Annotated in this window: 15 protein-coding genes; 2 read left to right on the top strand and 13 right to left on the bottom strand. The window is 59.3% G+C overall.

Translation table 11 applies throughout. The features are described 5' to 3' along the window. Positions 1–40: 40 nt before the first annotated feature. A complete protein-coding gene (locus tag BLL42_RS07210) occupies positions 41–655 on the top strand; it encodes a helix-turn-helix transcriptional regulator (RefSeq protein ID WP_201788752.1) in 615 nt (204 codons plus the stop codon). Between the two features lie 108 nt (positions 656–763). Here the strand turns inward: BLL42_RS07210 and BLL42_RS07205 are convergent, their stop codons facing one another. From BLL42_RS07205 to BLL42_RS07155, 11 genes are all read right to left on the bottom strand, one after another. Further along, entirely contained in the window at positions 764–1,633 is an 870-nt protein-coding gene (locus BLL42_RS07205; protein ID WP_071551429.1) for a TauD/TfdA family dioxygenase, read from the bottom strand. Then, complete coding sequence (locus tag BLL42_RS07200; RefSeq protein ID WP_071551428.1) at positions 1,630–3,177, bottom strand: AMP-binding protein; 1,548 nt, start codon at positions 3,175–3,177, stop codon at positions 1,630–1,632. The genes BLL42_RS07205 and BLL42_RS07200 overlap by 4 nt, the downstream gene beginning before the upstream one ends. Then, entirely contained in the window at positions 3,174–3,782 is a 609-nt protein-coding gene (locus BLL42_RS07195; RefSeq protein ID WP_071551427.1) for a thermostable hemolysin, read from the bottom strand. The genes BLL42_RS07200 and BLL42_RS07195 overlap by 4 nt, the downstream gene beginning before the upstream one ends. A 580-nt stretch (positions 3,783–4,362) precedes the next feature. Then, entirely contained in the window at positions 4,363–5,232 is an 870-nt protein-coding gene (locus BLL42_RS07190) for a glutathione S-transferase C-terminal domain-containing protein (RefSeq protein WP_081427293.1), read from the bottom strand. A 1-nt stretch (position 5,233) separates the two neighbouring features. Further along, positions 5,234–5,881 carry an FMN-dependent NADH-azoreductase gene (locus BLL42_RS07185; protein WP_071551426.1) on the bottom strand — a complete coding sequence of 216 codons (648 nt, stop codon included), beginning with the start codon at positions 5,879–5,881 and terminating at the stop codon, positions 5,234–5,236. 222 nt (positions 5,882–6,103) lie between these two features. Continuing rightward, positions 6,104–6,541, bottom strand: a complete 438-nt coding sequence (locus BLL42_RS07180; RefSeq protein WP_071551425.1) for a PaaI family thioesterase — start codon at positions 6,539–6,541, stop codon at positions 6,104–6,106. Between the two features lie 10 nt (positions 6,542–6,551). Then, the gene (locus BLL42_RS07175; protein ID WP_071551424.1) at positions 6,552–7,628 is read right to left on the bottom strand and encodes an acyl-CoA dehydrogenase family protein; all 1,077 of its coding nucleotides are present in this window, start codon (positions 7,626–7,628) and stop codon (positions 6,552–6,554) included. 10 nt (positions 7,629–7,638) lie between these two features. Next, a complete protein-coding gene (locus BLL42_RS07170) occupies positions 7,639–8,763 on the bottom strand; it encodes an FAD-dependent monooxygenase (protein WP_071551423.1) in 1,125 nt (374 codons plus the stop codon). After that, on the bottom strand, positions 8,760–10,706 hold the full coding sequence (asnB, locus tag BLL42_RS07165; RefSeq protein ID WP_071551422.1) for an asparagine synthase (glutamine-hydrolyzing): 1,947 nt from the start codon (positions 10,704–10,706) through the stop codon (positions 8,760–8,762). Before asnB ends, BLL42_RS07170 begins: the two co-directional genes overlap by 4 nt. A 99-nt stretch (positions 10,707–10,805) precedes the next feature. Next, positions 10,806–11,588, bottom strand: a complete 783-nt coding sequence (locus BLL42_RS07160; RefSeq protein WP_071551421.1) for an enoyl-CoA hydratase-related protein — start codon at positions 11,586–11,588, stop codon at positions 10,806–10,808. Further along, a complete protein-coding gene (locus BLL42_RS07155; RefSeq protein ID WP_201788751.1) occupies positions 11,588–12,787 on the bottom strand; it encodes a hydroxymethylglutaryl-CoA synthase in 1,200 nt (399 codons plus the stop codon). The genes BLL42_RS07160 and BLL42_RS07155 overlap by 1 nt, the downstream gene beginning before the upstream one ends. 819 nt (positions 12,788–13,606) lie before the next feature. Between BLL42_RS07155 and BLL42_RS07150 the strand changes: the two genes are divergently transcribed. After that, positions 13,607–14,530 carry a LysR family transcriptional regulator gene (locus BLL42_RS07150; protein WP_071551420.1) on the top strand — a complete coding sequence of 308 codons (924 nt, stop codon included), beginning with the start codon at positions 13,607–13,609 and terminating at the stop codon, positions 14,528–14,530. 33 nt (positions 14,531–14,563) lie between these two features. On the opposite strand, the gene BLL42_RS07145 is transcribed toward BLL42_RS07150, so the two are convergent. Together BLL42_RS07145 and BLL42_RS07140 are read right to left on the bottom strand one after the other, a co-directional pair. After that, positions 14,564–15,952, bottom strand: coding sequence for a TolC family outer membrane protein (locus BLL42_RS07145; protein WP_071551419.1), 1,389 nt, complete (start codon positions 15,950–15,952; stop codon positions 14,564–14,566). Positions 15,953–16,041: 89 nt separating this feature from the next. Further along, entirely contained in the window at positions 16,042–19,128 is a 3,087-nt protein-coding gene (locus BLL42_RS07140; protein ID WP_071551418.1) for a MexW/MexI family multidrug efflux RND transporter permease subunit, read from the bottom strand. Positions 19,129–19,137 lie beyond the last annotated feature (9 nt).

Genomic DNA, 19,137 nt, shown 5'->3' with positions numbered 1-19,137 from the left:
TTTGTCAAGAAAATACTTGGAAAACCAGGATGAAGTGTCGATGTCGCCAGCCGACCGACTGCTTCACATGCTCAAGACCCGCGGCCCGCAACTGGCGGCCGATGCCGGACGCGCGCTGGGTACCACGGGGGAAGCGGCGCGCCAGCAGTTCGTCAAACTGGCCGCCAGCGGCCTGGTGGAGGCTCAGTCCGAGGCCCGGGGCGTGGGGCGCCCGTCGCAGGTCTGGCACCTGACGGCGGCCGGCCATGCGCGGTTTCCCGATACCCATTCGGAACTGACCGTGCAGCTCTTGCAAACTGTCCGCGAGACCTTCGGACCCGAGGCCATCGATCGTCTGATCGATGTTCGCGAGCAGCAGAGTCGCACCTTGTACCTGCAAGAGCTGGCCGGTGCCGAGACCCTTCAGGAACGGGTCAAACGCCTTGCGGCCCTGCGGGCCCGTGAAGGCTATATGGCCGAGTGGAGCGAGCAACCGGACGGGGCCTTCGTGTTGATCGAAAACCATTGTCCAATCTGTGCGGCGGCCGCCGCGTGTCAGGGTTTTTGCCGTGCCGAACTGAATGTGTTCGAGCAGGTTCTGCAAGCCAGGGTTGAGCGCGTGGAACACATTCTGATGAATGCCCGCCGTTGCGCTTATCGCATTACCCCGGCCTGAAGAACCCGCCGCTGAGGTCAATCAGTTGATGGCCGTGGTTATCGATGAAACTTTCGTACTGGCCTTCGACGGCCCAGGTCTGCCCTGGGTGATTCGTCATGGCGGCCATTACCGATAGCTCAGCGCATTGAAGATGCGACGCTGCTCATCGATGATCGCTTGCCGGCCGTGCATGACCCGACGGTTGTCGATCATCACCACGTCCAGGTCCTGCCAGCCCACGGTGTGAGTATTGCGCTCGGTGACCTCGGTGATTTCCGCCAGCAGGTTGGCAGGAATGTCCTCGCCGTTCTCGAAGTCGATCACCGGTTTTTCGTAGTTGAAAGACGGCCCGAGAATGCTGTTGGCGAAGGCCGGGTGCTCACAGAAACTGGAGGTCTGGCACGCTGGGACGCTGTAGGCATAGGCCACGCAATCGGTGCCTGGGTTGTATTCCATCCGAGTGTTGGGGTCTTGGCCGATGATCTCGCTCAGGTGCTCGAAACTGGCGTCTTCCAGCTGCTGGATTTCCGGTTTGTAGTAGCAGACGATCTTGCGCCACTTTTCGCCCGGTACCGTGCGGCGGTAGCGGATACGGCTGCTCTCGAAGCGCTGGCGAGCCTCTTCGCTGAGTTCCTGGTAGACCTTCACCCCATCGCACAAGGTGGTTTGCGAACCTTTGGTAGGGGCGATTTCGCAGAAGAACCATGTCAGGTCCGGCCAGATCGGCGCGTTGCCGTTTTCGCAGTGCAGGCCTACGGCGTCGGTGCCGGCGTCCACCAGTTGTGCAACGCCTTTGGCGATCACGCGGCCCGGGTCCAGGCTCAGGCGCGAGCTGTGTTTTTTCACGAAGGCACCGAACTCGTCCAGCGACTGGATGCAGTTGCGGAAGATAATCACGCCGGCATTCGAAAGCTCTTCGAAAACCGCCGCGGTGTCGGCATTCAAGGCATACGCGCGATCGGTGATGACACTCGCCTGATAAGTAGATTGAGTCATGTCGCTAGTCCTTTAGTGAGTACATGTTGACGATGCAGGTCGGTGGCGTGGGCTCTACGGGCCGGGCCGTTGAGGGCATAGAGGCTTTGCAGCTGCGGGGCGTCCGGCGCCAGTGGCCAGATGGCCTGCGGTCGCTCGACTTCCGAGAAGCGCTGCTGCGCCCAGTCCTGGGTGTGCTGGTGGTTGAACTGCGGCCCGACGCTGAGCACGATCGCCAGTTGACTGTCTGCGGTCATGAACATCAGTGCATCGTTCACGCCGGTTTGCTCTTTGAACTCCAGCTCGATTTGTTCCGGAGAAACATTGCGGCCGTTGGGCAGGCAGATGATGTTTTTCTCGCGTCCGGTGATGAACAGGAAGCCCTCGTCATCGAACTCGCCGATATCACCTGTGCGCAGCCAGCCATCCTCGGTGAAGGAACAGGCACTCGGATCGATCCAGGAGTAACCCCGGAACATTGAGGTGCTTTTGATTTCTACCCGTTGCTGATCCGTTACCCGGACCTGGACGTGCGGCAAGGGTTTGCCAACGCTGCCCAGCTTGCTGTTGGCAGGGGTGTTGACGCTCACCACCGAACCGTTCTCGCTCAGCCCGTAACCCTGATGAACCTGAATACCCTGCGCGCTCAGGCGTTGCAGCTTTTCGCTGCTGATCGGAGCGCCACCGGCGGTGATGTACAACTCGTTGCGCAGCAACGACAGCAGCTCTGGGTCGGTGTTTTGCTCGGCCACTTCAAGGAACACGTCGAGCATCATCGGCGGTACGGTGACCGCGCTCGCCCGGGTTCTGAGCAGTTGCGCAAGAATCGCCGAGGTGGTGTAGCCAGTCTCGCCGATCAGCGGCGTGTGCTCGTCCAGAAAGTACACCGTGCCGCCGGACAGCAGTGGCAGGTAGACCGCCGTGACCTGTTCGATCAACAGGCTCAGCGGCACCACCGACAGGTAGCGTTTCTGAAAGGTGGCCGGGACCACGCCGAGTAGCGATTGCAGCACCGCGCTCAGGCCGCCCAGACTTTGCTTCACGCCTTTGGGCTTGCTGGTGGTGCCGGAGGTGTGGATGACTTTGCAAATCCATTCAGCATCGGCGCTGTCGATGAAGCGTGGGCCCGCCGGCAGCGGAATCGGGGTCTCAAGTGCGCTGGGCACATGGACCAGAAGGCTGGCGTTGAGGTCGATTCCCCAGCGCTTTTCCAGCGTCTCCAGGCCTTTGTCATCGACCAGGAAACCCGAGCATTCGAAGGCCAGGTGTTCGGCCTGGTACTTACTGAAACCCAGTGGCAGCGGCAAGGAGGTGAAGCCGAAGAGCAGACAGGCGAAGTCGGCAATGACCCAGTCGCTGCTGTTGCGCATGACGATGCCGATGGTGCGCTTTTCGTCGGTGAACTGACGGTTCATGTGTTGCCCAAGCTGCCGGGCATGCTCCAGCACCTGGGTGTAGGTCAGGCGGCGCCCGCCCGTGCCGTCCGCCGCAGGAATATCGACGACGCAGACGGCGTCCGGTGTGCGTTGGGCCTGGGCCAGCAAGTCTTCGACGAAATGCGTCATGCTGCTTGCTCGCTCTGCATGTCGAGTCGGAAAACGGTCTTGAGGACGGTCTCGTGATAGTGATGCTTCATCTCGGCCAGCTTGATGTAGCCAGTGATGGGCGTCTGCTCGTAGTAGGAGCCCCATTCGACTTCCGCTTGTGGGGTCATGCGTTGCGGGTCGGCATCGCAGATCTTGTGGACCTTGACGTTGCAGTAGCCCATCGATTTGATCAATTGGGGTGTGCAGGTGCACAGCACGTAGCGTGCGCCCATGCACCAGGTCACCATTGAGAGCATGTTGAACAGGGTCTGGCCGGCAGCCGAATTGATCGACGCGGTATTGCCGATTTCGACGATGCAGTCGCGTTCGATCCGGGTGTTGGTGATTCTCGACAGCGTCTCCTCGGACGGTGAGTCCAGATAACATTCGGACAATAGAGGGCCTGACTTGGCGAAACTGAAACCGGCACACGACTGAATGGAGTCATGGTTATCGAATACGATTAAAAAGTACTCGGGAGATGGTTCGATGATGGCGTTAAAGGATTTCATGTACCGACGTTTTACAAAGTCAACGGCGGACTGCCAGAGTAGGGTGTTGCGTTTGGCTACTTGAGTACGCATGTAAGTTTTCCTTTCTTTTCTGCGTGAGTCGATAGACAGGTTGTTGAGTTTCCTGGTTGTTCTGGTACGTGTGTGCTAATTGATCTTGTTGTTATTTACGGCAATAGGGGATCTTCCATGTCCCCTGTAACAGCCGGGTCTGATCAGCTGTTTTGCCCTGTTCCTCGAAGGTCTTCGTTCACACTGGGATGCCTGTTGTTTTTAGACTTCCATTCGTCTCCACCGCTAAAGCCACAGCAGTCTGTGGGGCTTTCTGGTCGGGAACGATGGTTGGCGTAGTTCGGTGTATCAGTGAAGAGTGAGTCCTTTCGAAGAGGTAATTAGACAGCGTCCTGCTGAGATTCAATTTTTCTCATACGTGGCGTGATTGTTTAAAGTGAATTAATTGGCCGGTACCTATTCAGAATCTTCATGTGAGGCATGAGGCCGATATCCGGTGCTTTTTTAATGGACAAAAAAACAAATAAAAACAGCGCGTTAATTATGTCGTTCTAGTTGTATGACAGAAAGAATACAGGCGAGGGGGATGTCGCAGGATAGGAGTCCGGGCAGGGCCCGGACTCGGAGGGTGCATATTCGATCAGGCGGGTTGTGCCAGCCAGGCCAGTTGCGGGCCGTCGGGAACGATTCGTGTCGGGTTGATGTGGTTGTGAGAGTAGTAGTAATGCAGCTTGATGTGTTCCATGTCGATGGTGCGCCGCACGTCTTCGCGCTGGGTCAGCCGGCACAGGTAGTCGTACAGTGCCGGGTAGTCTTGCAACGGGCGCAGATTGGCCTTGAAGTGCAGGCAATACACGGCCTCGAAACGAATCAGCGTGGGTAACAGGAACAGGTCGGATAACGTCAGTCGGTCGCCGAACAGGTAGCGTTGGTCAGCGAGACGCGCTTGCAGTTCGTCCATGGCGTTGAAGAACACCGTAAACGCCTCGCTGTAACTCTGCTGGTCGCTGGCAAACCCCATGTTGTAAACCATGCGATTGACGTGCGTGTGCAACCAGTCGTTGAGGCTCGCGATTTCGTCGCTCAGGTCGTCGGGCACAAGTTCCATGGGCGTCTTCGCCAGCAGCAGCAACCGGGTCGCCATCTGCCAGGCGAGGTCTGCGGAGTCGTTATGGACGATCCGCTCCTGGTGCTTGTCCCACAGCACGGGCACCGATTGATTGCCGGTAAACCCAGGGCGGGAATGTTCATACAGCGTGGAGAGCAAGGACACTTCTTCGTGCAGAGGGTCCTGGTCCACGTTGTCGAATTCCCAACCCCGGTCATGGCGGCGTGCGGCAACCGACGAGACGTCCAGTACACCCTCAAGCCCCAGTACGCTCAGGACCAGATAGGCACGGTGCGAAAAGGGGCAAGCCTGTGAGATGTACAAATGGTAACGGTCGGTTTCGGCCACGAGCTCCGAGAGAAACAGCTGATCGTTGAGGGTGTTGTTCACCGCTTTGGTCATGTTACCTCCCTTGCGAACCAACCATTTTCAGGCGAGGTCGTTCGCCCAGTTCGTTGATCGCCTGATCGATCTCGTGGCGCGCTTGCTTGAGACCCTTGGCCAGGCTTTCTTCACCCATGCCCAGGCCTTCGGCGTAGACGTATTTGATCTGGGTCAGGCCGATGAAACCGAGGATCTGCGACAGCCACAGGGCCAGGGTGTCCGGGCCATTGCTGTAGAGGCCGCCGCTGGCGGTCAGGACGTACACCGGCTTGCTGTCGATCAGGCCGACAGGACCGGTTTCGTTGTACTTGAAGGTCACGCCGGAGATGACCAGTTGATCGATGTAGGCGTGGATCAGCGACGGCGCACCGAAGTTGTAGCGCGGCAGGCCGATGACGATGCGGTCGGCTTCGTTGATTTCTTCGATCAGTTCGTTCGACAGGCTCAGGGCCTGGCGCCCTTCATCATCGCTCGGCTCGCGGCCATACAGCGCGGCCATGGTGTTGGCATTGAGGTGGGCAATCGGCGTCTTGGCGATGTCGCGAACGACGATGGAGGATTCAGGAATGACTTCTTTGAGCTGGTCCAGGAAGTAGTCCACCAGTTGCCCGGAAAAACCACCATCGGTTTTGATCGACGAACGTATCACCAGTATTTTTTGACTCATGGCTTTCTCTCTCTCAGGTAATGCAGCGACTGTTTGAGAGGAAGTTTTGAACAATCGGAGAAGCAGGAATAGCGCATAAATTCAGGTTCACCCACCCATGCCATTCATGTATTTCTCAAGGCCCTTCTTGCAGGGGCTTTGTCGGCGTTTTGAGGCGTGAAAGTTAATGCGACTGAAGGTCGGGAGGAGGGCTGGAAAGCCCCAGGAACGGGGCTTTCGAGGTTACCACTGATGTTTCAGGCGGAACTTGCTTAATTGCGCAGAGGCGATTTTAGTTCGGGTTTGATCGCTGTTTATTTTCCAAGCAGCCGCTTGAGTAAAGATCAGGTTTCGGCCGTTCCTTACAACGTCGGCCTCAATAATTACTTCGCTGTGCAGGGGCGTGGCAGACATCAACATGCTATTGAAACTGTTGGTCAGCGCATATTCATCGGGCCCTAGCAGTGGCAGTGTGGCAAGCATGCTGACGACATCCAGCATCGAGTAAATGACCCCACCGTGGAGCGTGTGACTGAGGTTGTCGATGGCCTCGCTGACCACCAGTCGACATTGGCAGAACCCTTCTCGTTGCTCCACCAGACGCAAACCGCAGTAGCGCTGGTAGGCGTGTTCCAGCAGTGCACTGGAATGGGCGGCGGCGTGTTCGCTGATTTGGCGCATGTCCTTGCTCCTATAAAGATCGTCCGATGATGTCCAGCATGATTTCGTGGGTGCCGCCGCCGATGGCCAACAGGCGCGCGTCGCGATGGATCCGCTCCACCAGGGCCGGTTCGATGCAGCCGTGGGCGCCGTGCACTTGCACTGCGCCACGAGCGATTTTCTCCAGTACGGCGACCGCCTGGTTCTTGGCGATGGCGACCCGGCGTGGATCGAGAATGCCCTCGGCCATCCAGTTCACGGCCGACTCGACATAGTGTTGCGCCACCGCGAGTTCCGCGTGGTATTCGGCCAGTCGTTGACGGATCACCGATTTGTCGAAGAGCGGCTTGCCCCCCACCTGACGCTGCTTGCACCAGTCGATACTGGCTTGCAGCGCCATGTCGGCGGAGGTGATGGCCATTACCGCAAGATTCAGGCGTTCCTGCAGCAGGCTGTTTTGCAAGATCCGCCCGACCCCGGAGCCTTGGGTGAGACGGATCACCGGGGTGTTCTCAAAGTGCAGGTCGGTCAAGGGCAGGCACCGCCAGCCGAGGCACCGCTGCGGGGCGTGCCGGATGCCGGGGGCATGGCCTTCGGCGAGAAACAGCGCCAGACCGTTCGGCGAATGCGCAATCAGTAACAGCCAGTCTGCCCGTTCACCGTTGCAGACAAAGGCCTTGGTGCCGGTCAGACGGTATTGCCCGTTTTCGAGGACGGCACGACAGCTCATGCCGCGCAGGTCCGAACCGGCCTGGGGTTCGGTCAACGCCAGGGAAATACTGCATTCACCGCTCAACACTGCGGGCACCACACTGCTTGCCAGCTCTGGGGTACAGAGTTGCAGCGCCTTGAGGCTGACAAAGTGTGAGGCCAGGCCCATGGTGATGCCCTGCGCGCCACTGCGGGTCAGTTCCTGCACCAGGATGGCCACGGCGCGCGGATCATCGGGCAGTTGGGTCTGGTTCTGACCCAGTGCCAACAGGCCGGCAAGGCCTGCGCGCTGGTACAGTGCCGGCGGGTAGGCGCCCAGGGTTTCCCACTCGGCGACATGGGGCGTGATGTGTTCCGCGACAAACTGTGCGACCCGCTTGCGAAAGAGTTCGCTCATGGCAGTTCCCTCAAAAAACCGTGGTCAGGGCCAGGTCCTGGAAGCGGTTGACGATGGGGGAGATGCGCGTCGGTGTCATGGCTCGGTCTTCTTCGAAGTAATACAGATCCGTCATGTCGCTCATCACCTTGAGCATCGACCGTGAGCGTTGCGCGGCGCGAATCTCGTAGCGTTGCAGTGCGCTGTCGAGGTTGTCATCGCAATGGCCGATCAGTGCCTGGGCCAGCATGAAGCCGTTCTCAAGACCCAGGGTCAGGCCATAGCCGAGGGTCGGCAGCATCGCGTGGATACTGTCGCCGAGCATCACCACCCGTGAGCGATGCCAAGCGCCGTCGCCGGTCAGGGCGGTCATCTTGTGGGTGAGAATGTCCGACTCCTCGGTGGCGGCGATCATCCGCACCACCTCGCTCGGCAGCTCGGCGAACAGTTTCAGCAAGCCGGCCCGATCATGCAGGGGCTGGTGATGATGCTGATAAGCGGCGAACCAGTAGCGATAGTTGCTATGGGCATCCAGCGGGTACGTCACTACCCGCGAGAAGGCCGAGGTGAAGATCTGGCAGCGATCGGACTTGAGCAGGTCCGAACCGAAATCCACCATGCCGCGGCTGGCCACCAGACCGGTGTCGTAAGGCGCAAGGTTCGGGTTGATGAATTCGCGCACGGTGGAACCGACACCGTCGGCGCCGATCACCAGGTCGAAGTCTTCCTCGCTGTTGTCGCTGAAGCTCACCCGGGTCTTTTGTCCCAGATCCTGCAAGCGGTTGCAGCCCATCTGAAAGCGCACGGCGCCGTCGCCCAGTTCCTGCAACAGCAGGCGGAACAGCTCGGTACGCCGGAACATCATGGCCGGTGCGGGGATCCCCAGCCCGCTCGGTCGCACCGGCTGGCTGTGGATCAACTGGCCTTCGCGTGAGTAGGTGTCGAGGAACTCGATCGCCTTGCCGTGCTCCAGGAACTCGCGGTTATTGAACAAAAAGCGCAGCACTTGCACGCCTTGGGGCCAGACGTAGATCCCGGTGCCCGAGTCGCGAGGACCCAGGCTGCGTTCATACACCGTGCAGGACAGCCCGAAGCGTTTGAGCATCAGCGCACAGGCGAGGCCATTGAGGCCGGCGCCAATGATCGCGATTTTCATGCGGCAACTCCTCGTACCCACTGCGGGTTGACGGTGGCTTGCATCTTGTAGCGACGCTGCAACAGGCAGAGGCTGGTCAGCTCCATCAGCATCGGATCGAGCAGGCCTTGTTCCAGTGGCGTCAGGCCTGGCAGACGATCGAGCAGCTGACGGACTTTTGCCGCATCGAAGAACGGCAGGTTGTCCAGCTCGCTGCCATGCAGCACGTCCTGCACCAGTTGATACAGACGACCTTGCTGCTGCAGCGTGGCCGGTGGTGCCCGGAAGTAATGCTTCTTGCGCTCATACAAGGCTTGCGGCAGGTAAGGGCGCATGGCTTCGCGGAAGATGAACTTCTCGGTCGAACCACGGACTTTCATCCAGACCGGCATCTTGCAGGCCAACTCGACCACGTGGTGATCGAGCAGCGGTACGCGACCTTCGATGCTGTTGGCCATTTCCATGCGATCGCCCAGGGTGGTCAGCACGAAGTTCGGCAAGTACGACTTGGCCCACAGGTACATCGACTTGTGCACCGGGTCGCGACCTTCGAGCTGGTTGTGATCGAGGCGGTCGAAGAACTGACGATACGGGTCAATCCCGCTGAAGTGATCACGGAAGTCGCTGCTGTACAGGCTTTCCAGCGCCTTGAACCAGCCGGCCTGATTGTCCAGCCAGGACACGCCGTGGTTGAGCTGATTGATCATCCAGTGAATGTCATCCGGCATTTCGGAACGGGTATAGCCCTGTTCGTTTTCCTCGATGCGCTGGCGCAACTTGCTGATGACCTGCGGGTCTTGGCGTTCGACGTTGTAGAGCAGCATGTCACGACGGAAGTGCGGGTAACCGGCGAACACTTCATCCGCGCCCTCACCGGTGAGTACGACCTTCATGCCGGCCTTGCGCACTTCCTGGCTGAGGATGTACTTGGCTACGCCGTGGGCATTGAAGAAGGGTGTTTCGTTGTGCCACAGCGCCTGTTCGAAATTGTCCGCCAGGTCATCCTGGGTAATTTCGATGGTGTGGAAGCGTGCACCATTGTGCTCGGCGGCCAGGCGCGCGAAACGGTTTTCGTCGTAGTCTTCCATGTCGGTGAACGACAGGTTGAACGCATCCAGGGGCTTGCCCGTCAGCTGCGTGGCGAGCCCGAGCATCGCCGAGGAATCGATGCCGCCGCTCAGGTAGACACCGATTGGCACGTCGGCACGCAGGCGCAGGCGCACCGATTCCTCGACGGCCGAGCGAATCGCTTCGATCATGCCCTGTTCGTCGGTAGGGTCCGGCGCATCCTTGCGGGCGAACTCCATGTCCCAGTAACGGCCACCCTGCATGCCGCCGTTATCCACCAGCACCCAGCAACCGGGTTTGACGCTGCGCACGCCCTTGAACAGGGTATGGTCGCGCAGGTAGAACGCACGGCTGGCGTAAGCGTCTTCATCCCACTCGCACGGCACGCCGGCCGCGAGGATGGCTTTGACTTCCGAGGCGAAATACCAGGTGCCTTCGTGTTGGGTGTAGAACAGCGGCTTGATGCCCAGACGATCACGCACCGCCAGCATCAGGCGACGTTGGCGGTCGAACAGCACGAACGCGAACTCGCCGCGTAGGCGCTTCAAGCCGGCCATGCCGTAGCGACGGTACAGGTGCAAGGCGATTTCGCTGTCGGATTCGGTCTTGAATACGCAGCCTTCGGCTTCCAGTTCCAGGCGAATACGCTCATGGTCATAGAGTTCGCCGTTGACCACGATCACCAGGTCGCCTTCGTCGGCAACGATAGGCTGTGCGCCGTTGTCCAGACCGATGATGCTCAAGCGCGTATGGCCCAGGGCCGCACGGCCCGCCGGATCGCGCCAGACGCTGCTTTCGTCCGGACCGCGATGGTTGATGCTCTGAAGGGCGTCGGCGATGGCCTGTTCGGACATGGCTCCTGGAGCGGCTTGATACATACCGATAAAACCACACATAAAAATTTTTCCTTTAGAAAATCAATAATGTTGGCGACGCTTCACTGCGTCTGCTCCGAGCCCGTGGACCGAGTGTTCACGCACGGTCCGGGCGATGTTTCAGAGGGCCCAATCAGGTTTGCGATTGTTGAAGAAGGCGTTCAGGCCGGCCTGTCCCTCGGGGGAGGTACGGACCTTGGCGATCAGGCGAAGATTGTCGGGCTGCTCTTCCAGCAGACCGTCGTGCTTGCCCAGTCGGCGCAGCATGGTTTTGATTTCACGGCAGGCTTGCGGCCCGCCTTTGTGGATATGCCCAAGCCACTGATCGCGACTGCTGTGGAGTGCCGAGGTCGCGGTCTGTCGATGCACCAGGCCGAGGTGCACGGCGCTGGCGGTATCGAAAATCTCGGCCGACAGCATGTAGTGCCGTGCCTGGCGCATACCGATGGCGCGTACCACATAGGGACTGATCAATGCGGGGACCAACCCCAGGCGGGCCTCGCTGAACGAGAACCGCGCATCGTTGCTGGCGAGCACATAGTCGGCGCAGCTGATCAAACCCAGGGCGCCGCCGAACACCGAGCCCTTGGCCAGGGCGAGTACGGGAACCGGGAACTCGTCGAGCCGCTGCAGCACGATGGCCAGGCGCTCGGCATCGTCCAGGTTCTGCGCGTGACTGAACGCCAGGCTGCGGCGCATCCAGTGCAGGTCGGCGCCGGTGCACAAGTGCGGTCCCTCTCCATCGAGCACCAGGGCCCGAAGGTCATCCCGGCTGGCCAGCAGCTCAAGATGCTCGGCCAGTTGCAGCAACAATGCTTCGTTCAGTGCGTTACCTGCATGGGGCCTGTTCAGTGTCAGGCAGGCCACGTCTGGAGTGATCCAGCTCAGCAGAACCTCACTCATTACGCGACTCTCAAGGCTTGCTGAGTGTTTTCTTCATACAGCCGGCGATAGCCTTCGGTGCCGGCGAAGCGATAGCTGGCGCTGCTGATACGTGGCGTTTGATAGGTTTCGGCATCGCTGTGTTTGTCGCCATAGAACCAGTCGGCGTACTGCGCGTGTTCCAGCTGTGTGCGGCGCTCAAGCATGTTGGCGTGGAAGCGCTTGCGCGAATGCTTTGCGTAGCCCTTGACCACCGTGCCGGAGAAGAACTCGCCAACGCTGCCGGAGCCGTAGCTGAACAGGCCGATGTTTTTGCCAGAGAGGTCTTGCGCGTTGTTTTCCAGCAGTGACAGCAGTGCGATGTAAAGCGAGGCGGTGTAGCAGTTGCCGATGGCTTTACCGTAGATCTGGCTGTCGGCGTAGCTGCTTTCGCCGAGCGCGGCGGCTGCGACTGGCTCCAGGGTTTCGAACACCGAAAAGGCTTTCTTGGCCATTTTGGTGAACGGCTGATGGAAGCACAAGTAGCTCAAATCGGTGAGCGCCAGGCCACCGTCATTGCGGTAGTTCTGCCAGGAATGCTTGAGCGACTCCATGTAAATATCGATCGACAGCTTGCCGTCGACAAACGCGGTGGAGGCGAAGTTCGGTCGCCAGAAATCCATGACGTCCAGGCTGTATTTACCCTGATGCGGGTGAATTTCCAGAATGCGCGGGTCCTTGGCGATGATCATCGCGATGGCCCCCGCGCCTTGGGTGCATTCGCCTTCCGAATCCTGTTTGTAGCGGGCGATATCCGAGGCAATCAGCAGGATTTTTTCGTTTGGACGCTGGCGTACCAGTGCGCAGGCCATTTGCAGGCCGGCGGTCGCGCCGTAGCACGCCTGTTTGAATTCGATCACTCGGCAATCGGCTTTGAGCCCCAGCATCCGGTGCACGAAAAGCCCGGCGGATTTGGACTGGTCGATACCACTCTCGGTGGCCAGGATGACGGTCGAAATGGACGCTCTCAGCTCGTCGGTCAACAGCGGTTGGGTGGCGTTTGCGGCCATGCTGACGATGTCTTCGTCAGGCGCTGGAACCGCCATGAATTCCTGACCAATACCCACCAGGTATTTGTTGGGATCAATGTCATGCCGCACAGCAAGTTCGTGAAGCGGGAAGAAGTGCTCCGGTACATACAACCCAATGTCATCGATGCCGATCTTCATGTTCAATTCCATGATCTTTTATTCCATAGGTTAGGTGTTGGTGTTCTGCAGTGCGGCGTCGATTTATTAAGTAATCAAATGACGACAAATTATTGCCGTAACCCTCTCACGCTGGAAAAGCGAAATATTCCGATTGGATCCAGTACCTCCCTTCATGTTTTTCATTACGCTTATGCATGTGATTGTTTTTAGGCGGCCATCAGCCATCATGCACAGTTTTGGCGCAGGCTTTATTCATATAAAAATCGGTGATTCTGCTGCACACGGCACCGATGTGGCTGTTTTATGAACAGCGGTAGAGACGGGGTGTGACAGAAAAGTTACAAAGGTATGCTTAAGGTGTTGGCCGGTTTACCCCTGAAAAAAACAAGGTCTGTGGCTCTGGCAAGGGGCTTGTGGAGGAGGGCGCTAAAGAAGGGAGTCATTCAGGAGTTGAAAAACTTAAATAACAACGCAACAGACTGCGCACCCACTGGAGTGATCAGTCAGTCGTAGGGAAGTTGAAAGAGACGGTGTTTTTTACAGTGACCTAAGGCGATGATTTGTTTTTTCTTAAACAGGCTCCTGGCGTGTTGTGCGATAGCAGTATTTGGAACGCGAGTACCAGTGTTTGCGGCGGGTAACCTTGAGAAAGGTAAAGAGCGGGTCTGGAAAAGTGAATTAAGTTGAGTCAACCCAATCATTGTTTTCATGTGTTCTAAAACGACACGGATCGACCGTGTGCACGCACGAATCAAGAGCGTCGATGGAGTAGGGTGAGAGGGTTTTTTGTGGTAAAACGCCACGTCGCAGTAGCTCTGATGTTTACCCGATACGGACAAGGAGGTTCGAATGTTTTCCAAGATCAGTCTCGACCAGTGGCAGGCTTTTGTTTCTACGGTTGAGTGTGGCGGTTTCCAGCAGGCCGGCGAGCACATGTTCAAGTCGCAGTCGGCCATCAGCCATTCGGTCAACCGCATGGAAGCCCTGCTGGGTCAGGAACTGTTCCTGATTGAGGGACGCAAGGCCGTATTGACGCCTCTGGGCCAAGCCCTGCTGCCTCAGGCCAAGCACTTGCTGGGTTCGGCGCAAAAGCTTGAGCGACTGGCCAATCAGTACCAGCCAGGGCTGTTTACCGAACACGCGCTGGCGGTCGACATGCTGTTTCCCGCCGATTTGCTGGAGCAGGCGCTGTTCCGGTTTTCCTCCGTCCTGCAAGGGCACCGTATCCGGCTGTACGAAACAGCGTTGTCCGGCGCACGCGAACTGCTGGAAGACGGCAAGGTCGAGCTGGGCATCGCCAGCAGTCTGCCGGCGGGTTACATGCAGGAATTCTTGCTCAACGTCTCGCTGCTGTGCGTCGTGGCGTCCGATCACTCACTGGCCCATTTCAACGGCGAGCTGAGCCTTACCGACATGAAAGACTACCGGCAAATCGTGATTCGCGATTCGGGCATGCGCACCTCGCAGAACAGCGGTTGGCTCGGCACGTCGCAGCGCTGGACCGTGAGCAACCTGAGCACCGCGTTGACCTTTGTCGAACGAGGCCTGGGCTTTGCCTGGCTGCCGGAGCACATGGTCAGCGAGAAGCTGGCGAGCGGTCAGTTGCGCACGGTGCCGCTGTGCCATCAGCGTGAACGCGAAGTGCCGATGTATATGGGCTTTCCGGAAGAGTACAAGCTCAACCCGGAAGTCCGGCTGATGACCGACATCATTCGCGAGCTCTGCCAGGGCATCAAGAGCGACAAGTCCGAGGCCCTGGCCCTGGCGCTCTGAAACCGTAACCTACTTGTGGCGAACCGGTTTTCCTCAGAGTGTCTTGACGCCTTGTTGCGTCAGGTCTGCCGGCAGGAAGTCCTTGTCGGGGTCGTAATCGGGTTTCAGGTACTGCGCCAGACTTTGCAGGTCAGCGGGGCTCAAGGTTCCGGCCGCAAGTTTCAGGCGCAGGCCGCTGAGAATGTAGCTGTAGCGGGCCAGGTTGTATTCGCGTACCGCGTTGTACAGATCACGCTGGGCGGACAGGATGTCGACGATGTTGCGATTACCCACTTCATAGCCGACTTCCGTCGCGTGCAGCGCGCCCTGGCTGGAGATGATGGTCTGGCGCAAGGCGCGCACCTGTTCGCGCTCGCTGTTGACCGAACGAAAGGCATTGCGTGAGGCCTCGACCACCTCCCGTTGCAGGCTGGTCTGGTCGTATTCGCTTTCGTCGAAACGGTGATAAGCCTCGCGAACCCGAGAGCTGGTGCGCCCACCGCTGTACAGCGGCAGCTTGAAGTTCAGCAGCACCGAACTCTGTTTCTCATTACCGCCGCGGTGGCCGAAGGCGGGTGGGTTGTCCATCACATCGGCGTCACCCTCTGCATATCCCAATTGCAATCCCAAGGTAGGCAAGTGTTCGGCCTTTTGGCTGCGCAGGTTTTCCTGTGCCGCCTGGGTTCTCACCTGACTGGCACGCAGGCGCAGGTTTTGTGTCAGCGCCTGGTCAACCCAGGACTGGGCTTCGTTGGGCACCGGTGGCTCGACGGGGAGGGTATGGCGGATGCCGATCAAGGGTGCCTGAGGCTGGCCGGTCAGGCGATTCAGCGCCTGGTAAGCGTCGTCGGTCAGGCGCTGGGCATTGATCACGCTGGCATGGGAACGGTCGAAGCTGGCCTGCGCCGAAAGTACGTCGTTCTGGTCCGATAGGCCGGCGTCGTAGCGCTGCCGGGTCTGGTTCAACTGCCGCTCGAAAGCGCGCAGTTCGGCTTTGGTGGCGGCCAGGGTGTCTTCGGCCAGCAGCGTGTCGAAATAGGTCTGGGCGGTCTTGAGCACCAGCTCTTGCTGGACGGTGGAGAAGTCCAGTTGAGCCTGCTCGCTCAAGGAGTGCGCGGACTTGAGGTTGAACCAGTGCGCGGCATCGAACAGCGGCTGGTTCAAGGTCACGCGGTACAGGCTGCCATTGCGAGTGTCGACATCGTGCAGGTTGGTCCGGGTGCTGCCGTTCAGGGCTTGCAGGTCTATCTGCGGCAACAGGTCGGCCCGTGCCTGGGGCACGGCTTCGCGGCGGGCGAAGTAGTCTTCCTGAGCGGCGGCTATTTCGCTGTTGTGTTCCACGACCTGGCTGTACACCGACATCAGTGTGCTGCGTGGGGATGTTTCAACGGCGTTGGCATGGGTGGCGAGGATCAGCAGGGTTATCAAAGACAATCTGAACATGGCAGGTACTCTTTTTCGGCCAGCCTGTCCCGCAGAACCCGGTGCGGGTTCTGGGGCAGGTGGCAAGATGAAAACAGTTGGGGGCGGAATCAGTTCGTCAGGGCGTTGCTGACCTGGCTGAGTTCCTGATTGCGGGCCGAGTGCTGAGCCGCTCGGTGATCCTTGGCCAGGTAGGTATAAACGGTGGGCAGGATGAACAGCGTGAACAGCGTGCCCACCAGCATCCCGACCACAATCACCAGACCCAGGCTGAATCGGCTGTGGGCACCCGCGCCGCTGGCCAGCAGCAGTGGGATCAGCCCCACCACCATGGCGGCGGTGGTCATCAGAATCGGCCGCAAACGGATCAACGCCGCCTGTTCGATGGCGGTGCGCCGGTCGAGTTGCTGGCGCTGTTGCAGTTCGTTGGCGAACTCGACCATCAGGATCCCGTGCTTGCTGATCAGACCGATCAGCGTCACCAACCCGATCTGGGTATAGATATTGACGGTGGCGTAGCCCAGGTACAGCGGAATCAACGCGCCGCAGATCGACAACGGCACACTGATCAGAATCACCAACGGGTCGCGCAGGCTCTCGAATTGCGCTGCCAGTACCAGGTAGATCACCAGAATCGCGAAGGCGAAAGTGATCATCAACGCGCTGCCTTCCTGGACGAATTGGCGGGCATCCGACAGCCAGTCATGGGTAAAGCCGGTAGGCAATGTCTGGGCTTGTGCGGTCAGGAATTTCACCGCATCGCCGATGCTGACACCGGGCGCGGGAACGGCTTGCAGGGTGGCCGAGTTCAGCTGGTTGAACTGGGTCAGTTTGTTCGCTTCCACCGCCATCTCGAAACTGACCAGTGTCGACAGCGGAATGTGCGCGCCGTTGGCCGCCTCGACGTATTGGCCGACCAGCAGTTCGCCGGACACACGCTGGTTGCGCGGCACCTGCGGAATCACATCGTAGGCCCGACCATTGAGGGCGAAGCGGTTGATGTAGTTTTCGCCCACCAGCACTGCCAGTGAATCGCCGATCGCCTGCATGCTGATACCAAGGTCGTTAGCCTTGGTGCGGTCGATCTTGATGTTGACCAACGGGCTGTTGAAGTCCAGGTCGCTGTCGACCACGGCGAACAGCCCGCTGTCGCGCGCCGCTTGCTTGATGCGTTCCAGTTCCTCGAACACCACGCGGTGATCCTGGGAGCTCTGAATCACCATCTGCACTGGCAGACCACCGGTGGACCCCGGCAACGACGGCAACTGGAAGGCAAAGATGCTCATGCCTTCGATCTCGTTCGCTTCCTGCTGCACCTGGGCCTGAATGGTGTCAGCACTGCGGGTGCGTTTGTTCCATTCGCTGAGGTTGGCGCCACCGAATGCACTGCGTGGTCCGTCGTTGCCGACCACGACCCAGGTCATGTCGGTTTCCGGGTAGGTGCCCAACAAGGTATCGAGTTTGCGCGAGTAGGTTTCGGTGTAGTCGATGTTGGCGTATTGCGGGGCCTTGGCTACCGCCAGCACTTGCGCCTGGTCTTCGCCGGGGGCCAGTTCACGCTGGGCGTTGAGGTAGAGGAACGGCAGGCTGGCGAATACCAGCACGGCAATCACAGCAGTGATCCACGCGTGGTGCAACGAGAAGTCCAGCACGCGGCCGTACTTGTCGCCCAGCCAGTGGAAGAACCGTTCCGCGCCACGGGCCATCACGCCTTCGTTGGACTTGCTGGTGAGCAGCAACGAGCTCATCAGCGGCGACAGCGTCAAGGCGACGATCCCGGAGACAATCACCGCCCCTGCGAGGGTGAAGGCGAACTCTTTGAACAGTGCGCCCGTGAGGCCGCCCATCAGGCCGATGGGTGCGTAAACCGCCGCGAGGGTGATGGTCATGGCGATCACCGGACCACTGATTTCCCGTGCGCCCACCATCGCCGCATGCAGCGGTGACTTGCCTGACTCGATATGCCGGTGGACGTTCTCCACCACCACAATGGCGTCGTCCACCACCAGCCCGATCGCCAGTACCATCGACAGCAACGTCAGCAGGTTAATGCTGAAGCCGAACAGGTGCATCATCGCCGCGGCGCCGACCAGCGACAGCGGAATCGTCACCAGCGGAATCAGTACCGTGCGCATCGAACCGAGGAACAGGAAAATCACTACGGCAACGATGACCACCGCTTCCAGCAAGGTGCGCATCACTTCGTCGATGGACGCCTTGATAAAGCGCGCGACCTCGAAAACGATGTTCATGGTCATGCCCGGCGGCAGGGTTTTCTGCACGTGAGGCATCATGTCCTCGACCCCTTTGACGATGGTCAGCGGGTTGCCGCTGGGCGTCGGGTGCAGGCCGATGAAGACGCTCTTCTCACCGTCCATGATGCCGCTGGTTTCATAGGCGGTGGCGCCCAATTCGGCAGTGCCGATGTCACTCAGACGGATCAGCGTGTCGCCCTTGCTCTTGATCACCAACTGGCGAAACTGCTCGACGCTGGTCAGGTCGGTGTTGATGTTGATGTTGGCCGAAACGTACGCGCCCTTGGTCTGGCCGGGGGCTGCCTGGAAGTTGTTCTTGCGGATCGCCTCGGCCACGTCGCCGGCGGAGATATTGCGCGCCGCCATGCGCACCGGGTCCAGCCACAGGCGCATGGCCAGGGTCTGACCGCCGAGCACTTCGGCATTGGCGACGCCGTCGATGGACGAATACAACGGCTGGATCACCCGCGACAGGTAATCGGTAATGGCCGGCAGGCCGATATCCTTGCTGGAGAAACCCACATAGATCACCGCCGTACCTTCACCGGACGACTTGGCGATCACCGAGTCATAGGCGCCTTCGGGCAAGCGGTATTTCACCTGATTGACCGCCGCCATGATTTCCGTCAGTGCCTTGTTGGAGTCGGCGTTAAGTTTCAGGCGGATGCTGATCAGGCTCTTGCCCTGGGTCGAACTGGACGTCAGGTAATCGACCCCGTCCACCGAGGCTACGGCCTGGGAGATCGGTTGGGTGACAAACCCCTGCATCAGCGACGATCGCGCGCCGGGATAACTGGTGGTGACGGTGATGGTCGCGCTTTCCAGCGCCGGATACTGGCGTATCGGCAGGTTGAGCAGGGCCAGAACGCCGAGCATCACGATCAGCGCGCTGACCACCAGCGTCAGCACGGGGCGACGAATAAACAGGTCGGTGAATTTCATACCGGAACA

The organism is Pseudomonas frederiksbergensis (assembly GCF_001874645.1).
Taxonomy (GTDB): Bacteria; Pseudomonadota; Gammaproteobacteria; order Pseudomonadales; family Pseudomonadaceae; genus Aquipseudomonas; species Aquipseudomonas frederiksbergensis_B.
This window is presented reverse-complemented; position numbering and strand designations above follow the sequence as displayed.